Here is an 18,758-nt window from a genome sequence, read left to right on the forward strand (position 1 = left end):
AAATAAATGTTGAGTAACGTCGAAAATAAGCTGGTTTGTATTTTCGGTCTTGGAAAGACTGGAATTTCGGCCGCGCGTTACTTACAAAGAACCGAACAAGAATTTTTTGTCGTTGATTCGAGGAATGAACCGCCAGGAAAGACAGAAGTTGAAGCACTCAGTAATTGTCAGCAAACCTATTTCGGAGAGATTCCCGAGCAGCGACTGCAGCAGGCTTCCATGATCATTTTAAGTCCTGGTGTTACGCCAGAGCTACCTGAAATAGTTGCGGCAAAAAATGCCGGGGTTGAAGTTGTTGGTGATATTGAAATATTTGTTAGAAGCACCAGCAAAAAAATTGTAGCAATCACTGGTTCAAATGGTAAAAGCACCGTTACTGACTTAACTCATCGGCTATTATGCGCGGCGGGAGTCAATGCGAAAATCGGCGGAAACTTTGGTGTGCCCGTTTTAGATTATTTACCCGGAGATGATGCAGAAGTATATGTTCTAGAGTTGTCCAGTTTTCAATTAGATACCACTTATTCGCTGCAAGCTGATGTTGCTGTTGTATTGAATATTACTGAAGATCATATGGATCGTTATCGCTCTTTTGAACACTATCGTCAGTCGAAATTGTCGATTTATCGGGGGGCATTGAGTTCGTTAGTTAATCTGGATGATTCAGCTATAACTGATTACTTTGATGGGGCATCTAGTCGTTACAGTTTGACCAATGAAAAAGCTGACTTTTTCCTTGAACAAAGTTCTAACGACAAGCAATTTGTTTGTAATGGAAAAACTTTGCTCACTACTGAACAGTTAGCGATAACCGGAAGCCATAACTGGAGTAACGTATTAGCTTCGCTAGGTATTTTATCAGAGTTGAAAGTAGACATAACACAACAGGTTCTGGAAGCTTTGCGACAATATGAAGGTTTAGCGCATCGCTTCCAGCTGATTTCGCGAAAGGCAGATATTGACTGGGTAAATGATTCGAAGGCAACCAATGTCGGCGCGACTGAAGCAGCGCTTGATGGCGTTGATTTTAACCATCATGGCCCAGTCGTGCTTATTGCTGGCGGTGATGCGAAAGGGGGAGACTTATCGCCACTCAAGCCCGCGTTCGAAAACAAAATTTCTTGTCTGGTTTTAATCGGAAAAGATGCGGCTTTGTTTGCGCAGTTAGCACCCAAAGATAAAAAATATTTCGCGACTGATATGAAACAAGCAGTAGTAAAAGCAAAGACATTTGTTGATGCTAATCGCGATTCGGATAAAAAGCCATTAGTGCTACTTTCGCCGGCATGTGCAAGTTTGGATATGTATCCTAACTTTGAAGTGCGGGGACAGATTTTTTGCCAGGAAGTGGAGGCCTTACAATGAGTCAGGCGACACTTCAAAATACCTGGTACGACAGAACACTAGTGATCTCGGTCATGCTATTGGTTGCGTTAGGTTTGATTATGGTCACGTCTAGTTCACTTTACTATGCCGAAAACAGCATTAATGGGAAAACTAATTATTTCGTTATTCGACATTTAATTTATATGTTAATCGCAGCGGTTGGCGTTGCCATTGTACTAACGCAACCGGTTATTCGCTGGCAACAATACGGGCCATATTTATTAGTACTCGGTCTTTGTTTATTGGTGTTGGTTTTGTTTGCAGGAAGAACGGTGAATGGTAGTAAGCGTTGGATAGCTTTAGGTCCGTTAACTTTCCAGGTTTCTGAAGCAATTAAACTGATCGTGGTGGTTTATCTTGCGGGTTATCTGGTGAGGCGAACTGATGAATTACAAACACAAATTAAAGGATTTGCCAAGCCGTTGATGGTGTTGGCCTTGATCACCGGACTGTTGTTACTAGAACCAGATTTCGGCGCTTCTGTTGTTATTTTAGCGACATCACTGGCAATGTTATTTTTAGGCGGCGCGAGGTTGTGGCAGTTTATCGGCTTGTCTGCGGCGGTCGGTGTCATACTTGGTTTGATTGCTGTGAGTCAGCCCTACCGGTTGGAAAGGTTAATGACATTTTTAGATCCCTGGGCGGATCCCTTTGGTAGTGGTTATCAATTGACTCAGTCATTAATTGCATTTGGGCGGGGTAGTATTTTTGGGCAAGGATTAGGCAACAGTTTGCAAAAACTTTCTTATTTGCCGGAGGCCCACACAGATTTTATTTTTGCGGTGCTTGCTGAAGAGCTGGGACTGATAGGTGTTGTACTCGTGTTGTCTTTATTTTTTGTGTTCTTTTATCGCGCAATGAAGATCGGCCGACAGGCGTTATTACAGCAGCGACCTTATGCAGGGTATTTAGCCTATGGTATTGGCTTTTGGTTGACATTTCAGGCGCTGATTAATATGGGGGTTACCAGTGGAGCCCTGCCCACCAAAGGACTGACTTTACCCTTTGTCAGTTACGGAGGAAATAGTTTGATTATTTGTTCTGTTGCGGTGGCGATATTATTAAGAATTGATTACGAAAGTAAGTTGGTTGAGCAAGGATGTTTAACAGCTGAAATGAGTGAAACGGCTGAAGGTGAAGCTAAGTGAGCGGCGAAATTAACTTAAAGGAAAATGCGACAGCTTTGATAATGGCAGGTGGCACCGGCGGGCATATTTTCCCAGGTCTCGCAGTGGCAAAAACGTTAGCTGATAGAGGTTGGCATGTTAGCTGGTTGGGCTCAAAAGGCGGAATGGAAGAAAGATTGGTTAATGACCGAGGTATCGACTTAAATTTGATTAGTATTTCGGGGTTGAGAGGTAACGGTATTCTTGGTTGGTTAAAAGCGCCTTTTAGTTTGACAAAAGCGATTATTGAAGCAGCAAAAGTGTTGCGAAGTAAACAGCCTGCAGTGGTCATTGGCTTTGGTGGTTTCGCTTCTGGGCCCGGTGGTTTGGCTGCCTGGTTAACCAGAAAGCCGCTGGTATTACATGAGCAGAATGCTATCGCAGGGTTAACTAACAAAGCCTTGTCGAAAATTGCCCATCAATTGTTTCAGGCTTTTCCTGGCGCATTTGAAAGTGGCGTTGATGTAGAAACTGTTGGTAACCCATTGCGTAGTGAAATTGTTGCGCTGAATAGCGAATTAGTCAGCCAGGTAAAAGCTGACGATATCGTAAAGGTTTTAATTATTGGTGGCAGCAGAGGCGCATTAGCGTTTAACCAGCATTTGCCAAAAGTGCTAAAAAATTTATTAGATGAAAAGAAAATTAAATTGAAACATCAGGTTGGAAAAAATCGTTTGGATGAAACTCAAAATGTTTATTCGGCATTAGGGCTGAAAGCTTCGGACAATACTGAAGTAGTAGAGTTTATCGATGACATGGCTGAAGCATTTAAATGGTGTGATGTGGTTATCTGTCGTGCTGGAGCGTCGACTGTTTCAGAGGTTGCAGCAGTAGGTAAGTGTGCGATTTTTATTCCTTTTCCATATGCTGTTGATGATCATCAAACGGCGAATGCAAAATGGCTGGTGAGCCAACAGGCGGCGATTTGTGTGAGTGAGAAAGATATTAAGCAAGACAGTTTTCGTGAAGAAGTTGAAAGTTTGATTAACTCGCCACAAACGATCAACCAGATGGCGGAAAAAGCGAAAAGCTGTGCGTTACTAACGGCCGCAGAGAAAGTTGCAGATTACTGCGATCAATTCGGGCGCAAACCAATCGGGAAAAAAGCGGCATGAATATTTTTGATAAAACAGTTCCTAGTAATATGGTAATGGATATTCCTGAAATGCGACGGATCCGCAGTATTCATTTCATCGGTATCGGTGGGGCTGGTATGTGCGGCATTGCAGAAGTACTCATCAATCAGGGATATTCTGTGACAGGCTCTGATCCGGCTGATAATCAGGTGACCCGACGATTAGAGTCACTAGGTGCTGAAATTTTCCATAAACATACTGCCAATAATGTTTTAGGGGCTGATGTAGTGGTTATTAGTACGGCGATTCCAGAGTCTAACCTGGAGTTGCAAGCTGCCCGTGACAGACGAATTCCAATTGTACCTCGTGCTGAAATGCTAGCCGAATTAATGCGCTTTAGACACGGTGTTGCGGTCGCCGGAACCCATGGAAAAACGACGACAACTAGTTTGTTGGCAACCATGTATGCCGATGCCGGCCTAGATCCTACATTTGTTATCGGCGGCTTGTTAAATCGTTTGGGCGCCAACGCTCGACTGGGTAAAAGCCGGTATTTTATTGCGGAAGCGGATGAAAGTGATGCGTCGTTTCTTCATTTGCAACCGATGATTTCAATCGTCACTAATATCGATATGGATCATATGGACACCTATGGCGGCGATTTTGAAAAAGTGAAACAAACTTTTGTTGAATTTCTTCATAACATGCCATTCTACGGATTGGCTGTTTTATGTATTGATGATGAAGGCGTGCAACAAATAATTGGCTCATTAATGCGCCCTTACGTTACTTATGGTTTTTCTGAAGGCGCAGATTATCAGGCGGTCGAGTTTCAACAGCAAGGTGGTGTGAGTCACTATAAAATTAAGCGGAAGGGCAAGCCTGGATTACTAGAAGTTAAGTTAAATATGCCTGGTAAACACAATGTGCTCAATTCGTTGGCGGCACTTGCCGTGGCTAACGAAGACGGCGTAAGAGCGCCGGCTTTGGTTGAATCTTTAAAAAACTTTGCAGGCATCGGACGACGCTTTCAATTTTGCGGTCAGTTTGAAACTAAGAAGGGAACGCTTGAATTGGTTGATGATTATGGACATCACCCAACGGAAGTTGCGGCAACGGTCAGTGCCGTTAGAGATGGTTGGAAAAATAAAAGATTAGTGATGGTTTTTCAGCCGCACAGATATACCAGAACTAGAGATTTATTTGAAGATTTCGCTGCTGTTTTATCGAAAGTTGACGTGCTTATACTACTTGATGTTTATGCGGCTGGGGAAGCACCTATTGCTGGGGCTGACAGCCGTTCTTTGTGTCGCTCAATTCGGCAAAGAGGCCAAACGGATCCTATTTTTGTCGAAGATCCAAACGATCTGAAGTCAACGGTAGCTGCAGTCGTTAAAGATGGCGATTTGGTCGTCACTCAGGGGGCCGGTAATGTGGGAGCTATTTCTAAAGATTGGGCGACAGAAAAAATGTCTTTTGTCGATGAGTTAACCAATTAATTTAGGTAGACAAGTGAAATGAAACGGTTAGCTAGATTGGTTGAGAAATCAGTAGCGAACCAAAATGAAAGTTAAAGCATTAATGAAATTGTTAAAGGTAATAGGACAGAAATAGTGGGTATTGGATTAAGTTTAACTAGAACTCCTCAGGAATATGGACGTGTCGCTGTACTCCTTGGAGGTCATTCGGCAGAAAGAGAAGTGTCGCTGCAATCTGGTGAGGCAATTTATGCCGCATTAATCAGCGCCGGAGTCGACGCTGTAAAAATAGACCCGGTCGACGGGTTATATGAACAACTTAAATCGCAAAATATTACGCGTGTTTTTATCGCTCTACACGGCCGTGATGGAGAAGACGGCGTGGTGCAAGGTTTTCTTAAAACATTGAATATTCCGTTTACTGGTTCTGATGTAGGCAGTGCGGCGATCTCGATGAATAAATTGTTAAGCAAACAAATTTGGCAACAGTTAGAAATTCCGACCGCTCGTTTTTCAACGGTTAAACATGGAGAGTCGTTTAGTGAGGTCGACGCGAGAAGGTTATTTGCTAAATTAGGTTCAGTTCTTTTTGTCAAGCCAGTAAAAGAAGGTTCTAGTGTTGGTATGTCGAAAGTTAAAACGCCACAAGAACTGATAAGTGCGGTGAAACTCGCCCATCAATATGATGTGCATGCCCTGGTTGAAAGTTATATCAGTGGCAAAGAGTACACAGTGACAGTATTGAAAGGAAAGGCTTTACCTAGCATTAGTATGCAAACGCCTCGAGAGTTTTACGACTACGAAGCAAAGTATGAGTCGACGACAACAGAATATTTTTGCCCGAGTGGATTGAATGACATAGACGAGTCGGAAGTGCAGTCGCTAGCTTTGAGAGCTTTTGAGTCGCTTGGATGTACCGGCTGGGGAAGAGTTGATTTTATCAGAGAGGGTGAAAGTGGACCGTTTTTGATTCTTGAGGCAAATACAGTTCCAGGAATGACTGAAAGTTCTCTTGTTCCTAAAGCTGCTAATGCTGTCGGTATTAGCTTTGAAAAATTAGTGTTTCATATTTTGGACACTAGTTTTTCGCCGGGACAGTAACAAAATTTAGGCCGTAATTGTTAAATAACAGGATAACGTTTTGACAAAGAAAAAGATGGCGATAAAGAATAAATCGAAAATAAAACAATTTCGATTTAATTTTGATGGAGTGCAAAAGGCTAAGTCTGTTGGCCGCATTCTTTTCGCTGCCGCATCTGTTGTTTGTATTGTTTTTCTGGGTAACAAAATTGTTGGTGTTTATGAGGGAGTTTGGCCGGTTAGAGAAGTGGTGTTAGAAAACGAGCCTAGGTATTTTCAGAAAAATGCCTTGATTGAATTTGTCAGGCAGCAGCCGGTGCAGGGGATGTTAGCGATTGACTTAAGTGAAATTCAGCGACAGGCGAAAAGGTTAGATTGGATAAAAAATATCGAGGTTAGAAAAGTCTGGCCGGACAAATTAATTTTTACTGTAGAAGAGCATCAACCTGTCGCAATGTTCGATAATCAGGTTCTTACTCAACAAGGTGGCATGATCAAGAATGATACCCGCAGTTCCTGGTCAGTGGAATTACCTCAAATTAGTTTGCAACATAAGGATGAGGAGCAGGCTGAGAAAGCTAACGATGAAAAATTTTACATGGCCGTATGGCGAGAATATAAACAAGTTAAACGACAATTTGAATTGTTAAATCTAGAGACTGATTTGCTTCAAGTTGATCAATTAAAAAACTGGCAGTTAAGCTTTACCAATGGACTGCAAATTAATTTAGGACGAAAGGAGAGAGAAGAAAGAGTTGCCAGGTTGTTACAAGTTTATGGCGAAATAAAAGATAAACAAAAAATAAAGAAAATTGATTTGAGGTACCTCAATGGCCTCGCTATTGAGTGGAAAACAGAGACTTAAGTCTCAACTAAAAGGTTAATCCTTTTCTAAAGGAAAGAGAGCCAAAGTGTTATGTCAAAAACAACAGAAAAAAAATTGATTGTAGGGCTGGATATCGGGACGTCGAAAGTCGTGGCTATTGTCGGCGAGATCGGCGCCGAAGGAACAACCGATATTATCGGTATTGGTAGCCACCGTTCAACTGGCCTTAAAAAAGGTGTGGTGGTTAATATTGAATCGACAGTGCAATCAATTCAACGGGCCGTTGAAGAAGCGGAGTTGATGGCCGGTTGCCAGATTCACTCGGTTTTCGCGGGTATTGCAGGAAGTCATGTGAGAAGTTTAAATTCTCACGGAATTGTAGCGATCAGAGATAGCGAAGTGAATGCTGGCGATGTTGAACGGGTGATTGATGCGGCTAAGGCTGTTGCAATTCCTGCGGATCAAAAAATTCTTCATATATTGCCGCAAGAATTCATTATCGATAATCAGGAAGGGATCAGAGAACCTGTTGGTATGTCGGGGGTTCGATTAGAAGCTAAGGTCCATATGGTGACCGGCGCAGTGAGTGCTGCGCAAAACATTGTGAAGTGTATTCGCCGTTGTGGTCTAGAAGTAGATGACATTATTTTAGAGCAGTTGGCGTCATCATATTCTGTTTTAACCGATGATGAAAAAGAGCTGGGCGTTTGTATTGTTGACATCGGCGGCGGAACAACTGATATCGCGATTTTTACCGAGGGAGCAATTCGTCATACCGCGGTGATCCCAATTGCCGGTGATCAGGTTACCAACGATATTGCCGTTGCATTGCGCACTCCGACACAACATGCCGAGGATATAAAAATTAAGTATGCCTGCGCATTACGCCAGCTAACGTCGTTAGAAGACACTATTGAAGTTCCGGGCGTCGGTGACAGAGATTCTCGAAAAATGTCGCGACAAACTTTGGCTGAAGTTGTTGAGCCTCGCTATGAAGAATTGTTCACACTCATTCAGGCTGAATTGCGACGTAGTGGATTTGAAGAAATTATTCCTGCCGGAATCGTGTTAACTGGTGGCTCTTCTAAAATGGAAGGTTTAATTGAGTTAGCAGAAGAAGTCTTTCACATGCCGGTAAGGCTTGGGATGCCGCAAGGTGTCAAGGGACTTGCAGATGTGGTTCGTAATCCAATTCATGCAACAGGCGTCGGGCTTTTACTTTACGGACAGCATCAAAATGTACAACGAAATTATTACGATGAGCAAGAGTCAGGTTTTGGTCGCTTGTTCAAACGAATGAAGCAGTGGTTTAGCGGATTTTAATGAGTTATTTAAATTTAGTGTTTTGTATTTTTGACTTTGAATATTTTATTTTTTTATTGGAATTAGTTAGTAAAACGAAGGGGAAATAATATGGCTAATATGTTTGAACTAGTCGATAACTGTCGTGAAAATGCGGTTATCAAAGTAATTGGTGTAGGCGGTGGTGGCGGTAACGCTGTTGAGCATATGCTGAAAGCAAATGTCGATGGTGTTGATTTTGTGTGTGCCAATACTGACGCGCAAGCACTTAATCGATCAACAGCCCGTACGACTATCCAGATGGGCAGCCAAATTACCAAAGGGCTCGGCGCTGGCGCTAACCCTGAAATTGGTCGGCAGGCTGCAATTGAAGATCGTGATCGTATTGTTGAGATTTTAACTGATACTGACATGGTTTTTATCACCGCAGGTATGGGTGGTGGAACAGGAACTGGTGCTGCACCGGTGATTGCTGAAGTTGCTAAAGAAATGGGAGTTTTAACTGTGGCTGTCGTCACAAAACCATTTTTCTTTGAGATGAAAAAGCGAATGCAGGTTGCTGAATCGGGTATTGACGATCTCCGTCAACATGTTGATTCATTAATTATTGTGCCTAACGATAAAGTACTGAATGTCATGAAAGGTAAAAAACTGACCGAGGCTTTCAGAGCGGCAAATGATGTGTTGCATGGAGCCGTTCAAGGTATTGCTGAGTTAATGACTTGTCCTGGATTGATTAACGTGGATTTTGCTGATGTTAGAACCGTCATGTCAGAGAAAGGTACCTCAATGATGGGGAACGGTGTTGGTAGCGGTGAAGATCGGGCGCGTCGTGCGGCTGAACTCGCTGTATCCAGCCCATTACTGGAAGACGTCGATCTGGCTGGTGCGAAAGGCATCCTGGTTAATATTACATCTGGCGAAGACATGAGTATCGACGAGTTTTCTGAGGTTGGTAGTGTTGTACAGGATTTTGCTGCAGATGATGCGACAGTTGTTATCGGTACTGCTATTGACGCTGAACTTAAAGATGAAATCAGAGTCACAGTTGTTGCAACAGGTATTGGTCAACATACCGTGAAAGCGCCTGAAGTGCGGGTAGATAACACCAAAAAGTCAGATGGTAGTAACAATTACCCTGAACTGGACCGCCCGACTATCCTGAGACAACAAGCTAGCCAGCCAAAGCAGGCTGTCGGTAGTGATTTGGACTATCTGGATATTCCAGCGTTTTTACGAAAACAGGCTGACTAACCTTTTGGGGTAACTCGTTAGCCGATGACGTAGCTGATCCTGGTTGAATCACAGGGTCGATTGCGACGGTGTTTGATAATCCAGTTTTTTGGTCGATTAGGTTTATGTTGCTGGATATGCTGGTTTGCATGTTTTGTGGATGATTGATGCGGTTAACGCATTAAAGGCGTCACGACACGGCTGTCAGTGAAAATTGTCGCTTTCGAAAAAGACTTCCCTTCGGTCTTTTTCGATTGTGGTGTTTATTGACGAGGTTGGCAAATTGAGATTGTTGGCCGAAATGTGCAGAAACGACATATCAGGAAAGAGAACTTTTTTGCAAAAAATAACATTAATTAGGCTAAAATCGAACTCAGTTGCCTAATTTTGTTGATAATCATTAACAAATAGATGGTTATTCGTGTCATATAAGCGTAATTATGCTAATATGCGGCAAATTTTTATACGACTCATCGGATGAGTATAAAAAATGTTCAATTTTGTCCATTAGGGAACAAAACTTGAGATTGATTGGAGAACAATTCAATTATGATTAAACAACGTACGCTTAAAACTGCTATTCGAGCAACTGGGGTTGGCCTTCACACTGGTGAAAAGGTTTACCTGACATTGCGGCCTGCGCCGGTAGATTCAGGTATTGTATTCCGCCGAATTGACCTGGATCCGGTTGTCGAAATTTGTGCGGCGCCAGAAAATGTGGGTGACACTACGCTTTCTACGTGTTTAGTCAAGGATGGCGAACGAATTTCCACTGTAGAGCATTTACTCGCAGCCATGGCCGGTTTGGGAATTGATAATGCTTACATTGATGTTTCTGCACCAGAAGTACCAATTATGGACGGTAGTGCAGGTCCTTTCGTATTTTTAATTCAGTCTGCGGGTGTCGAAGAGCAGAATAAAGCTAAACGATTTATCCGCATTAAAAAGCGTGTTGAAGTCTCAGAAGGCGATAAAACAGCTATTTTTGAACCTTTTGACGGATTTAAAGTGTCTTTCGGCATCGATTTTGACCATCCTGTATTTACTGCTGGCGCGCAACATTCAGAAATTGATTTTTCTGCCACTTCATTCGTAAAGGAAGTGAGTAGAGCCAGAACTTTCGGATTTATGAACGATATTGAGCATTTGCGCTCTAAAAACCTGGTTCAAGGTGGAAGTATGGACAATGCTATCGTTCTGGATGAGTATCGTGTGTTAAATGAAGATGGTTTACGTTATGACGATGAATTCGTAAAACATAAGATTCTAGATGCCATTGGTGACTTATACTTGCTCGGCAATAGCCTTGTTGGCGCCTTTACTGGCATCAAGTCGGGTCACTCTCTCAACAATAAATTATTAAGAGCACTCGTCGCCGATCAAGAAGCTTGGGAAGTAGTCACATTTGAAGACGCAGAAGCTGCGCCGATTTCTTATATTATGAAACCGGGGTTGGCAATATAGTCTAAAAAACACTTTTTCAGACGATTGAGCGAATTGAATAAACCGGGCTTGTCCCGGTTTTTTTATGATAATGATAATATCGCCTGAATTTCTATGAAGAGTGGTTAGCAGTCGGGACTAAAGTGTCAAACTGTGAGTAAGAGCCCATTTTTCATTTAAATTTGAGATATTCGTCTGCTTGAGAGAGATATTTGTTAAAGAACTATCTCGGTTGGACGATAACCTCAATGCTAGCCAGCCCAAAGTAGCCAGATTCCCTAAAAAAGCTCAGTAAATCAGGGGTTTGGAAGCGAATCTTGTTTGCCCATGCAGCACTATCAGTGGCAATAACCAGGGTATTCTTGCGAAGATTCACAACACGACAGTGTTTTGAAAGTGTTGCATTAAGTTTGCTTTGTAAGGTATTGTTTAGCGTCTGAATTTTAGCCAGCTGATCTAATAGTGACTTGACGTCACCGGAAGGATCGGAAATTAGCTTGTTCAGATTGGGTGTTGAAGGACGGCTCATAGTAGTAAGTTTAGGAAAAAAACTAATAAAAACAAAAAGTAAAGCGGCTGTTTAACAGTTGCTCATAACTGAATTACGTAGAACTGTTTATCTGTTAAAACTGCTTCTCGGTTGAAATTAGCAAACCAATTTAGTTTGTATTTATTGACAATACGCGTTTTTTCTAGAAAATGCGTACTTCGTGACGACAAGTATAACAAACTTCTGGTAGCGATCGATTAACTAATTTAAAAGAGTTGTCCATGAGTATCACAATATTACAACGCTCGCCTCAAGGGATGCGTAGCGTCAAACTAAAGAATCGATATGTTTATTCATTATTAAGCCTGTTTATTCTTTTTCCAACTGCGACCGCAGTGGGTGGTTACTATTTCGCCAGCCAGCGTGCTGAAATGGCTGAGGTGGAACAAGTCACCATTGATAACTGGAAACGCGAACTCTCCAATCAATGGAGAGAGCTAGATATGGCTAAGCGTTCGTCTCAACAACAATTAAACGCACTAACGGCAAAATTAGGCATGATGCAGGCTCATATCAGAAGACTGGACGCTGCTGGTGAAAGAATTGTGAGTATTGCGGGGCTCGATGCAAAAGAATTCAATTTTGACGATGCGCCGGCAATTGGCGGCCCTGAAAAAGCGACGGCTTCTGACACAGCCGATATCCCTCAACTACTAGATGCCCTCAATGAAATAGATAATCAGCTCGATTCAAGACAACAGCAACTTTCAGTATTGGAATCACTCTTGATGGATAAGCATATGGGAGTTGAGCGATATATATCGGGCAGACCAATCAAGAAAGGGTGGATGTCATCCTATTATGGGGAAAGAAATGATCCCTTTACCGGCAAGCCTGCATGGCATGGTGGGATTGACTTCGCAGGAAAAGAGGGGGCTTCGATACATGCCACTGCGGCTGGCGTCGTTTCCTGGGTTGGGGATCGATATGGCTATGGTTTGCTTATTGAAATTAATCATGGCGACGGTCTGGTAACACGTTATGGCCACAACAAAAAGGCATTGGTTAAAAAAGGCGATGTCGTGAGCAAAGGCCAGGCTATTTCAAAAATGGGAAATACAGGGCGTTCCACTGGCGCACATGTTCACTATGAAGTGCTAAAAAATGGCAGAAATGTTAATCCACTGCCTTATGTAAACAGACGTGCCAAAGGCTAAATAAGTAAGAATAATTGAATTAATTTTCAAACAAACTGATTGATGAAGAGCCCATATTTATGGGCTTTTTTTTGAGATAATATTTCACGTTATCCCCCCTGCTTTATATTGAAAAGTTATATTCACTTGACCTGAATCCTCAAGTTTCATAGATTCACTTGATATTAATCATGCAACCAGAATATCGATAAACAAGTGACCAATTCTAATTTAAATTTGATACTCCTCCCCCTCATTCGTTGACGGGGATCTGCTTGTAGCATGTAAAGAAGCCAGAGCCCCGTAGCGTAAACTACGGGGCTTTTTTTTACTTACTTTTTTGAATCGGCTTTAAGGCCTTAAAAATTTACGAAACTAAATTGATGAAACTGACTGATATTTTCAACATGATTAGCAATATGAACAGCATTATTCGTGCCGTAATTAGTTGCGAAATCCTCTCGCTCGAACTCTTGCTCTTAAGCTGGAGCGGGCGGGCTATTGTTGATTAATTAGTGACCAATGAATTCAACAGAAAACCCGCGAAACTCGCGGGTTTTTTTATGCCTGTTTATGGCTACTAAGTCGACCAGCTTTAGATGATTGAGCAAAACATATTTTAGTTAACAAGACATACTCTACATAAAGGAAAACACAAGATGAAAAACAAATCAGATCAAATTGTGATATTTGATACCACTTTGCGAGATGGCGAGCAATCTCCCGGTGCCAGCATGACCATTGAAGAAAAGGTACAGATGGCACATCAGTTAAAACGACTAGGGGTGAATGTAATCGAAGCCGGCTTTCCCGTGATTTCTGACGGGGATTTTAAAGCTGTTTCTGAAATTGCCAGGCAGGTAAAAGGGCCTACCATATGTGCCTTGGCGAGAGCTGTCGATAATGATATTGAAGCTGCGGCGAAAGCATTGTCAGAAGCTGAGAACAAACGAATTCATGTTTTTATTGCGACTAGCGATATTCATATGGAGCACAAACTGAAAATGACCCGCGAACAAGTTGTTCTGAGAGCTGTTTCTGCGGTGAAAAAGGCAAGATCTTATGTTACCGATGTCGAATTTTCAGCAGAAGATGCTGCGCGGACAGATTTGGATTTTCTGGTTCACATCATTGAGGCGGTAGTCGACGCTGGTGCAACAACAGTCAATATTCCAGACACAGTTGGATATGCCACACCTTCTGAGTTCGGACAGCTAATTAAAGCACTTAAAACTCGTGTTAGAAATATAGAGCAAGCAGTTATTAGCGTCCATTGCCACAATGATTTAGGCTTGGCCACTGCGAATAGTCTGGCTGCCGTCGCGAATGGCGCTCGTCAGGTAGAATGTACCGTTAATGGCATTGGAGAGCGTTCCGGTAACTGTGCTTTGGAAGAAATTGTTATGGCGTTAAAAACACGCCACGATAAGTTTGCTATTGAAACAGATATTAATACGAGAGAGTTGGTCAATAGTAGTAAAATGGTTGAAGAGGTCACCGGAATTCACGTACAGCCGAACAAAGCCATTGTCGGTCGTAACTCATTTGCCCATGAAGCGGGTATTCATCAGCATGGCGTTATTGCTAATCGGGCAACCTATGAAATCATGCGCGCTGAAGACGTTGGTTTTGAAAGCAATGAAATTGTGTTGGGAAAACACAGTGGTCGTCATGCAATTCGATTGTGGTTAGATAAAAATAAAATCACCTTAAACGAAGATGAAATTACTGAGTTGTCTAACAAAGTAAAAGCATTAAGTGATACTCAAAAACAGATTAGCGATTCTGATGTATTTGCGATCTTAAATCAGTCACAAGGTGATAATGTCGTCTCGGTTGACGCGACACAATACTTAGGAAGCAAAAGATGGTAAAAACATTATTTGAAAAAGTTTGGGATGCACATATTGTCGCGCCAGAAACAGACAATACACCGGCTGTTTTATATATTGACACGCATTTAATCCACGAAGTCACATCGCCACAGGCGTTTGACATGTTGCGAAGCCGCGGCTTAAAAGTTCGTCGTCCGGATCGAACTTTTGCCACCATGGATCATTCAACACCAACCACTAAACCCGGAGCTGACGGAGAATATCAGTTCAATGGTGACAAAGAAAAACAACAGGTTGCCAAATTAAAAAACAATTGTGAGGAATTTGGCATTACTCTTTTTGAGTTGGGTGATGATCGCCAGGGGATTGTGCATGTTGTTGGTCCTGAGCAAGGTATTACACAGCCGGGAAAAACGATTGTTTGTGGAGACAGCCATACCAGCACACATGGCGCTTTTGGCGCATTGGCATTTGGGATCGGAACCAGTGAAGTTGGCTATACCTTCACGACTCAATGTATACCGCAAAGAAAACCTAAGACGATGGGGATCAGAGTTGACGGTCAGTTAAGTGATGGCGTTTCAGCCAAAGATTTGATCCTGGCAATCATAGCAAAAATTGGCATTGGCGGAGCCACCGGACACGTCATCGAATATTTTGGTGAAGCGATTCGCCGATTAAATATGGATGAGCGAATGACGATTTGCAATATGTCAATTGAGGCGGGGGCTCGTGCAGGCATGATTGCACCTGACCAGGTGACTTTTGACTATTTGAAAGATCGCCCCTATGCGCCTGAAGGTGAATTTTGGGACAAAGCCGTTGAAGATTGGTCACAATTGTACACTGATGAAGGAGCAGAGTTTGATCAGTTAGTTGTGATTCAAGCCGAAGAAATCAGACCAATGATTACGTTTGGGACTAACCCTGAAATGGCGATTCCGATAACATCAGTTATACCTGAAGGAGCGGCTGAGCATGCACTTGATTATATGGGATTTAAAGCCAATCAAAGCATGATCAACAAACCGGTAGATGTCGTATTCATCGGTAGTTGCACCAATTCGCGTATTACGGATTTACGGGCTGCTGCTGAAGTCCTCAAAGATCAACGAGTCGCAAAAAATGTGCGCACCTTAATTGTGCCAGGTTCTCACCTGGTAAAACAACAAGCTGAAAAAGAAGGGTTGAATGAAATTTTTACCCAGGCCGGTGCCGAATGGCGAGAGCCGGGTTGCTCAATGTGTCTGGGCATGAATGGCGATATTATTCAACCGGGGCAAATTTGTGTTAGCACCAGTAACCGAAATTTTGAAGGGCGGCAAGGGAAAGGCGGCCGAACATTACTGGCAAGTCCAGCAACTGCTGCAGCCGCAGCTATCACGGGAAAAGTAGTTGACCCGTCTCAAATTAATACAATGACGCTAGCGTCTTCAAAGCCAGTATCGTCTAAAAATGAGGAGGTTGCCTGATGAAAGCAGTCAAAAAAATCAGCGGCACCGCGGCTGTAATCGAGAATGAAAATATTGATACTGACCAGATTATTCCTGCCGAGCATTTAAAAATTACTAACAAGTCGGGTCTTGGCAAACATCTTTTTTCTAACTGGCGTTACACCGCTGATGAACAGGAAAACGCCGAGTTTGTGCTTAATAAAAAAGAAACCAGGCAGAGCAAGATATTGATTGCCGGAGATAATTTTGGTTGTGGCTCGTCAAGAGAACATGCTCCCTGGGCTTTAGTCGACTTCGGTATCGAAGTGGTCATTAGCTCGTCGATTGCGGATATTTTTCGCAACAATTCGATTAAAAACGGTTTACTACCAATTGTGATTGATACTGAGTCTCATCAATTTTTGTTAAGCCAAAATGCAACTGAGATCAGTGTTGATATTGAGGCGCAAACCATCGAAGCTGGTGGAAAAGTTTTCCAGTTTGAAATTGAACCATTTGCCCGTTATTGCTTTTTAAACGGGATGGATCAACTCGATTTCTTAATTAGCCACCAAGATAAAATTACAACCTTTGAAAACCAACAAACGAGGTATGAATAATGGGTTACAAAATTGCCTGTTTACCAGGTGATGGCATTGGACCAGAAGTTACGGATTCAGTTATTGAGGTCCTCAACGCAGTTGCGGAAAAATTCCAGCAAAGTTTTGAAATGTCGAAGTACTTAATCGGCGGTTGCGCAATTGATGCAACTGGAGAGCCGTTGCCTCAAGAAACCATTGACGCATGTAACAGTGCTGATGCGGTATTTTTGGGCGCTATCGGTGGCCCCAAGTGGGATGACCCTAACGCGAAGGTGAGGCCAGAACAAGGATTGTTGAAGTTAAGGAGCGAATTGGGTGTGTTTTCCAACATTCGGCCTTTAACGGTTTTTCCCAAGTTGCTGGATGCCTCTCCATTAAAACCTGAATTACTGAAAGACGTTGATTTTGTGGTTGTGAGAGAGTTAACCGGGGGCATTTATTTTGGCGCAAAAAACCGCGGTGAAGACTTCGCGACGGACGAGTGTCGCTATTCCATCCAGGAAGTTGAACGAATTACAAAGGTTGCCTGTGAAATGGCAATGCAGCGACGTAAAATATTAACCTCCGTAGATAAAGCCAATGTCCTTGAAACATCTCGATTATGGCGGGATGTGGTTAGCCGCTATGTTGCGGAAAACTACCCCGAAATTACGCTAGAGCATCAGTTAGTTGACTCTTGTGCGATGAAGCTGATTCAAAATCCATCACATTTTGACGTGATTTTAACGGAAAATATGTTCGGAGATATTTTGTCTGACGAAGCCAGTGTTTTAGCGGGTTCTATGGGGCTGCTAGCGTCTTCTTCACTAGGCCAAGGGGTGGGATTATTCGAGCCAATACACGGATCTGCCCCTGATATTGCGGGTCAGGGAATTGCAAATCCCTATGCTTCAATTTTAAGTGCGGCGATGATGTTACGCTGGTTAAATCTTACTAAAGAAGCTGACGCTGTCGAAAATGCGGTTCAGCAGGCAATTGCCAATGATGTACTAACCCGGGATCTTGATGCAACCAGTAGCGTAACAACGAAAGACGCAACCTTAGCAGTCATTGAATATTTGTAATTGGATCTAACCCTCTTCTTTTCTCATTTTAAAGAAGAGGGTCAATGTTTTTGATTGATGTTTTTCTTGAGTTGTATTTCCTAAGACGCAATAGATTGGTTAATGAAAAGAATTCCAAAACTTGGACATCCAGGAACGCTTTTCATAACTGGTTTTTACGCCACGGGCAATAAAAAATGGTGTGTAGAGCTTATCTTCTTCCATAATATGTTTGGTTAACCATTTTTTTAGAAAGTGCAGTAGCTCAAAACCAATGGCTTTTTTTCCGTTCATTACTTTCTCTCCCAGCATTTTTACTTCGTTGAGCAACAATTCATGGTGTTTCTTATGCTCATCATAGTCGGGATAACCGAGTATTCGCATTAAACTCTCTTCCACAGCAAAATGCACTCGAGTGTATTCTAACAATCGTCCAAGAATTTCTTTCGCGTCTTCGTTGCCGTGTTGGTGTACGATAGCGTTATATAGCTGGTTGAGTAAATTGACCAAGACTTTATGTTGTTCGTCGATTTCCTGAATTCCAACGCTCAGTTCGTCGGACCATGTGACTAACATTGATTGTTTATCAATCTTTCTTGTATGTGTTGACATGATGAGCCTTTATTGGGTTGTTGGCTTTTCAAAATGAGATATATGAAACAGATTACTCATTTTGAAAAGTGTATTAAGAGAGTGGCGAAAGCATATCTTTTTAGTGGTTGTTGACAATGATTTGGATCAATTCAACGAGCTGAATTTTAGTTCTGTCGAGCTTTCGTTTATCGTTTTGAGGAGATTGAAATGCCGGGAAAATATCCAGATAAAATAAAAGCGTTGCCGCTTTTTGATGGGCGCTTTGACGCATATAAACTTGAAGCCAAAGGCAGTGACGTTTTATTCGCTTCATATCCACAAGGAACTTCAATTCCAGAGCACTCACATGAAACCGAAAATTATGGTGTGATTACGCGCGGCGAGCTAACTTTAACCATGAATGGCGAGGTAACAAAGGTTGGTGTCGGGCAGTGGTATCACGTTCCTGCAAATGTTGAGCATTCCGCCTATTTTGAATTGGAAACTGACGAGATTGAATTTTGGTTTTACCCTGAACAATAGTGTTTAGATAAATCAATATTTCCGTATTTTGACCCGCTTTTATAACTGATGGC

The 18,758-nt window shown here is 42.4% G+C and carries 17 protein-coding genes; 15 read left to right on the plus strand and 2 right to left on the minus strand.

Going from position 1 to position 18,758, the window contains the following annotated elements; all coding sequences use genetic code 11:
• The first annotated feature begins 6 nt into the window (after positions 1-6).
• From murD to lpxC, 9 genes are all read left to right on the plus strand, one after another.
• A complete protein-coding gene (gene murD, locus FLL46_RS02860; RefSeq protein ID WP_142891898.1) occupies positions 7-1,365 on the plus strand; it encodes a UDP-N-acetylmuramoyl-L-alanine--D-glutamate ligase in 1,359 nt (452 codons plus the stop codon).
• Entirely contained in the window at positions 1,362-2,534 is a 1,173-nt protein-coding gene (ftsW, locus tag FLL46_RS02865) for a putative lipid II flippase FtsW (RefSeq protein WP_142891899.1), read from the plus strand. The genes murD and ftsW overlap by 4 nt, the downstream gene beginning before the upstream one ends.
• Positions 2,531-3,667 (plus strand): undecaprenyldiphospho-muramoylpentapeptide beta-N-acetylglucosaminyltransferase, encoded by a 1,137-nt coding sequence (gene murG / locus FLL46_RS02870; protein WP_246119254.1) that lies wholly within the window; start codon positions 2,531-2,533, stop codon positions 3,665-3,667. Before ftsW ends, murG begins: the two co-directional genes overlap by 4 nt.
• Entirely contained in the window at positions 3,664-5,127 is a 1,464-nt protein-coding gene (gene murC, locus FLL46_RS02875; RefSeq protein ID WP_210418581.1) for a UDP-N-acetylmuramate--L-alanine ligase, read from the plus strand. Before murG ends, murC begins: the two co-directional genes overlap by 4 nt.
• Before the next feature lie 120 nt (positions 5,128-5,247).
• Complete coding sequence (locus FLL46_RS02880; protein WP_142891955.1) at positions 5,248-6,207, plus strand: D-alanine--D-alanine ligase; 960 nt, start codon at positions 5,248-5,250, stop codon at positions 6,205-6,207.
• Between the two features lie 40 nt (positions 6,208-6,247).
• Positions 6,248-7,051: a cell division protein FtsQ/DivIB gene (locus FLL46_RS02885; RefSeq protein ID WP_142891900.1), complete on the plus strand. Its 804-nt coding sequence runs from the start codon at positions 6,248-6,250 to the stop codon at positions 7,049-7,051.
• Between the two features lie 51 nt (positions 7,052-7,102).
• Positions 7,103-8,335: a cell division protein FtsA gene (gene ftsA / locus FLL46_RS02890; protein WP_142891901.1), complete on the plus strand. Its 1,233-nt coding sequence runs from the start codon at positions 7,103-7,105 to the stop codon at positions 8,333-8,335.
• A 99-nt stretch (positions 8,336-8,434) separates the two neighbouring features.
• The gene (gene ftsZ / locus FLL46_RS02895; RefSeq protein ID WP_142891956.1) at positions 8,435-9,568 is read left to right on the plus strand and encodes a cell division protein FtsZ; all 1,134 of its coding nucleotides are present in this window, start codon (positions 8,435-8,437) and stop codon (positions 9,566-9,568) included.
• A gap of 528 nt (positions 9,569-10,096) precedes the next feature.
• Positions 10,097-11,011, plus strand: a complete 915-nt coding sequence (gene lpxC, locus FLL46_RS02900) for a UDP-3-O-acyl-N-acetylglucosamine deacetylase (protein WP_142891902.1) — start codon at positions 10,097-10,099, stop codon at positions 11,009-11,011.
• Positions 11,012-11,213: 202 nt separating this feature from the next.
• Here the strand turns inward: lpxC and FLL46_RS02905 are convergent, their stop codons facing one another.
• Positions 11,214-11,519 (minus strand): DciA family protein, encoded by a 306-nt coding sequence (locus FLL46_RS02905; RefSeq protein WP_142891903.1) that lies wholly within the window; start codon positions 11,517-11,519, stop codon positions 11,214-11,216.
• 242 nt (positions 11,520-11,761) lie between these two features.
• Here FLL46_RS02905 and FLL46_RS02910 point away from each other — a divergent pair, with 242 nt between their 5' ends.
• The 5 genes from FLL46_RS02910 (at position 11,762) to leuB (ending at position 17,610) form a co-directional block, all read left to right on the plus strand.
• A complete protein-coding gene (locus tag FLL46_RS02910; RefSeq protein ID WP_142891904.1) occupies positions 11,762-12,697 on the plus strand; it encodes a M23 family metallopeptidase in 936 nt (311 codons plus the stop codon).
• Positions 12,698-13,335: 638 nt separating this feature from the next.
• Complete coding sequence (locus FLL46_RS02915) at positions 13,336-14,550, plus strand: 2-isopropylmalate synthase (RefSeq protein ID WP_142891905.1); 1,215 nt, start codon at positions 13,336-13,338, stop codon at positions 14,548-14,550.
• Entirely contained in the window at positions 14,544-15,983 is a 1,440-nt protein-coding gene (gene leuC, locus FLL46_RS02920; RefSeq protein WP_142891906.1) for a 3-isopropylmalate dehydratase large subunit, read from the plus strand. The genes FLL46_RS02915 and leuC overlap by 7 nt, the downstream gene beginning before the upstream one ends.
• The gene (gene leuD, locus FLL46_RS02925; protein ID WP_142891907.1) at positions 15,983-16,564 is read left to right on the plus strand and encodes a 3-isopropylmalate dehydratase small subunit; all 582 of its coding nucleotides are present in this window, start codon (positions 15,983-15,985) and stop codon (positions 16,562-16,564) included. Before leuC ends, leuD begins: the two co-directional genes overlap by 1 nt.
• Complete coding sequence (gene leuB, locus FLL46_RS02930; RefSeq protein WP_142891908.1) at positions 16,564-17,610, plus strand: 3-isopropylmalate dehydrogenase; 1,047 nt, start codon at positions 16,564-16,566, stop codon at positions 17,608-17,610. Before leuD ends, leuB begins: the two co-directional genes overlap by 1 nt.
• Positions 17,611-17,709: 99 nt before the next feature.
• Here leuB and FLL46_RS02935 read toward each other — a convergent pair whose 3' ends face one another.
• Positions 17,710-18,201, minus strand: coding sequence for a bacteriohemerythrin (locus tag FLL46_RS02935; RefSeq protein ID WP_246119256.1), 492 nt, complete (start codon positions 18,199-18,201; stop codon positions 17,710-17,712).
• A 189-nt stretch (positions 18,202-18,390) separates the two neighbouring features.
• On the opposite strand from FLL46_RS02935, the gene FLL46_RS02940 reads away from it, so the two are divergent.
• A complete protein-coding gene (locus tag FLL46_RS02940; protein WP_142891909.1) occupies positions 18,391-18,705 on the plus strand; it encodes a cupin domain-containing protein in 315 nt (104 codons plus the stop codon).
• The last annotated feature ends 53 nt before the right edge of the window (positions 18,706-18,758 follow it).

Origin of the sequence: Aliikangiella coralliicola (assembly GCF_007004725.1) — a bacterium.
Classification (GTDB): Bacteria; Pseudomonadota; Gammaproteobacteria; order Enterobacterales; family Kangiellaceae; genus Aliikangiella; species Aliikangiella coralliicola.

Excerpts from the sequence above, each read along its gene's own strand:
- FLL46_RS02915 (WP_142891905.1), top strand. The coding sequence starts at position 13,336 with ATGAAAAACAAATCAGATCAAATTGTGATATTTGATACCACTTTGCGA.
- ftsW (WP_142891899.1), top strand. The coding sequence starts at position 1,362 with ATGAGTCAGGCGACACTTCAAAATACCTGGTACGACAGAACACTAGTG.
- leuD (WP_142891907.1), top strand. The coding sequence starts at position 15,983 with ATGAAAGCAGTCAAAAAAATCAGCGGCACCGCGGCTGTAATCGAGAAT.
- leuC (WP_142891906.1), top strand. The coding sequence starts at position 14,544 with ATGGTAAAAACATTATTTGAAAAAGTTTGGGATGCACATATTGTCGCG.
- ftsA (WP_142891901.1), top strand. The coding sequence starts at position 7,103 with ATGTCAAAAACAACAGAAAAAAAATTGATTGTAGGGCTGGATATCGGG.
- FLL46_RS02910 (WP_142891904.1), top strand. The coding sequence starts at position 11,762 with ATGAGTATCACAATATTACAACGCTCGCCTCAAGGGATGCGTAGCGTC.
- FLL46_RS02940 (WP_142891909.1), top strand. The coding sequence starts at position 18,391 with ATGCCGGGAAAATATCCAGATAAAATAAAAGCGTTGCCGCTTTTTGAT.
- FLL46_RS02935 (WP_246119256.1), bottom strand. The coding sequence starts at position 18,201 with ATGTCAACACATACAAGAAAGATTGATAAACAATCAATGTTAGTCACA.
- leuB (WP_142891908.1), top strand. The coding sequence starts at position 16,564 with ATGGGTTACAAAATTGCCTGTTTACCAGGTGATGGCATTGGACCAGAA.
- murD (WP_142891898.1), top strand. The coding sequence starts at position 7 with ATGTTGAGTAACGTCGAAAATAAGCTGGTTTGTATTTTCGGTCTTGGA.
- murC (WP_210418581.1), top strand. The coding sequence starts at position 3,664 with ATGAATATTTTTGATAAAACAGTTCCTAGTAATATGGTAATGGATATT.
- lpxC (WP_142891902.1), top strand. The coding sequence starts at position 10,097 with ATGATTAAACAACGTACGCTTAAAACTGCTATTCGAGCAACTGGGGTT.
- FLL46_RS02905 (WP_142891903.1), bottom strand. The coding sequence starts at position 11,519 with ATGAGCCGTCCTTCAACACCCAATCTGAACAAGCTAATTTCCGATCCT.
- ftsZ (WP_142891956.1), top strand. The coding sequence starts at position 8,435 with ATGTTTGAACTAGTCGATAACTGTCGTGAAAATGCGGTTATCAAAGTA.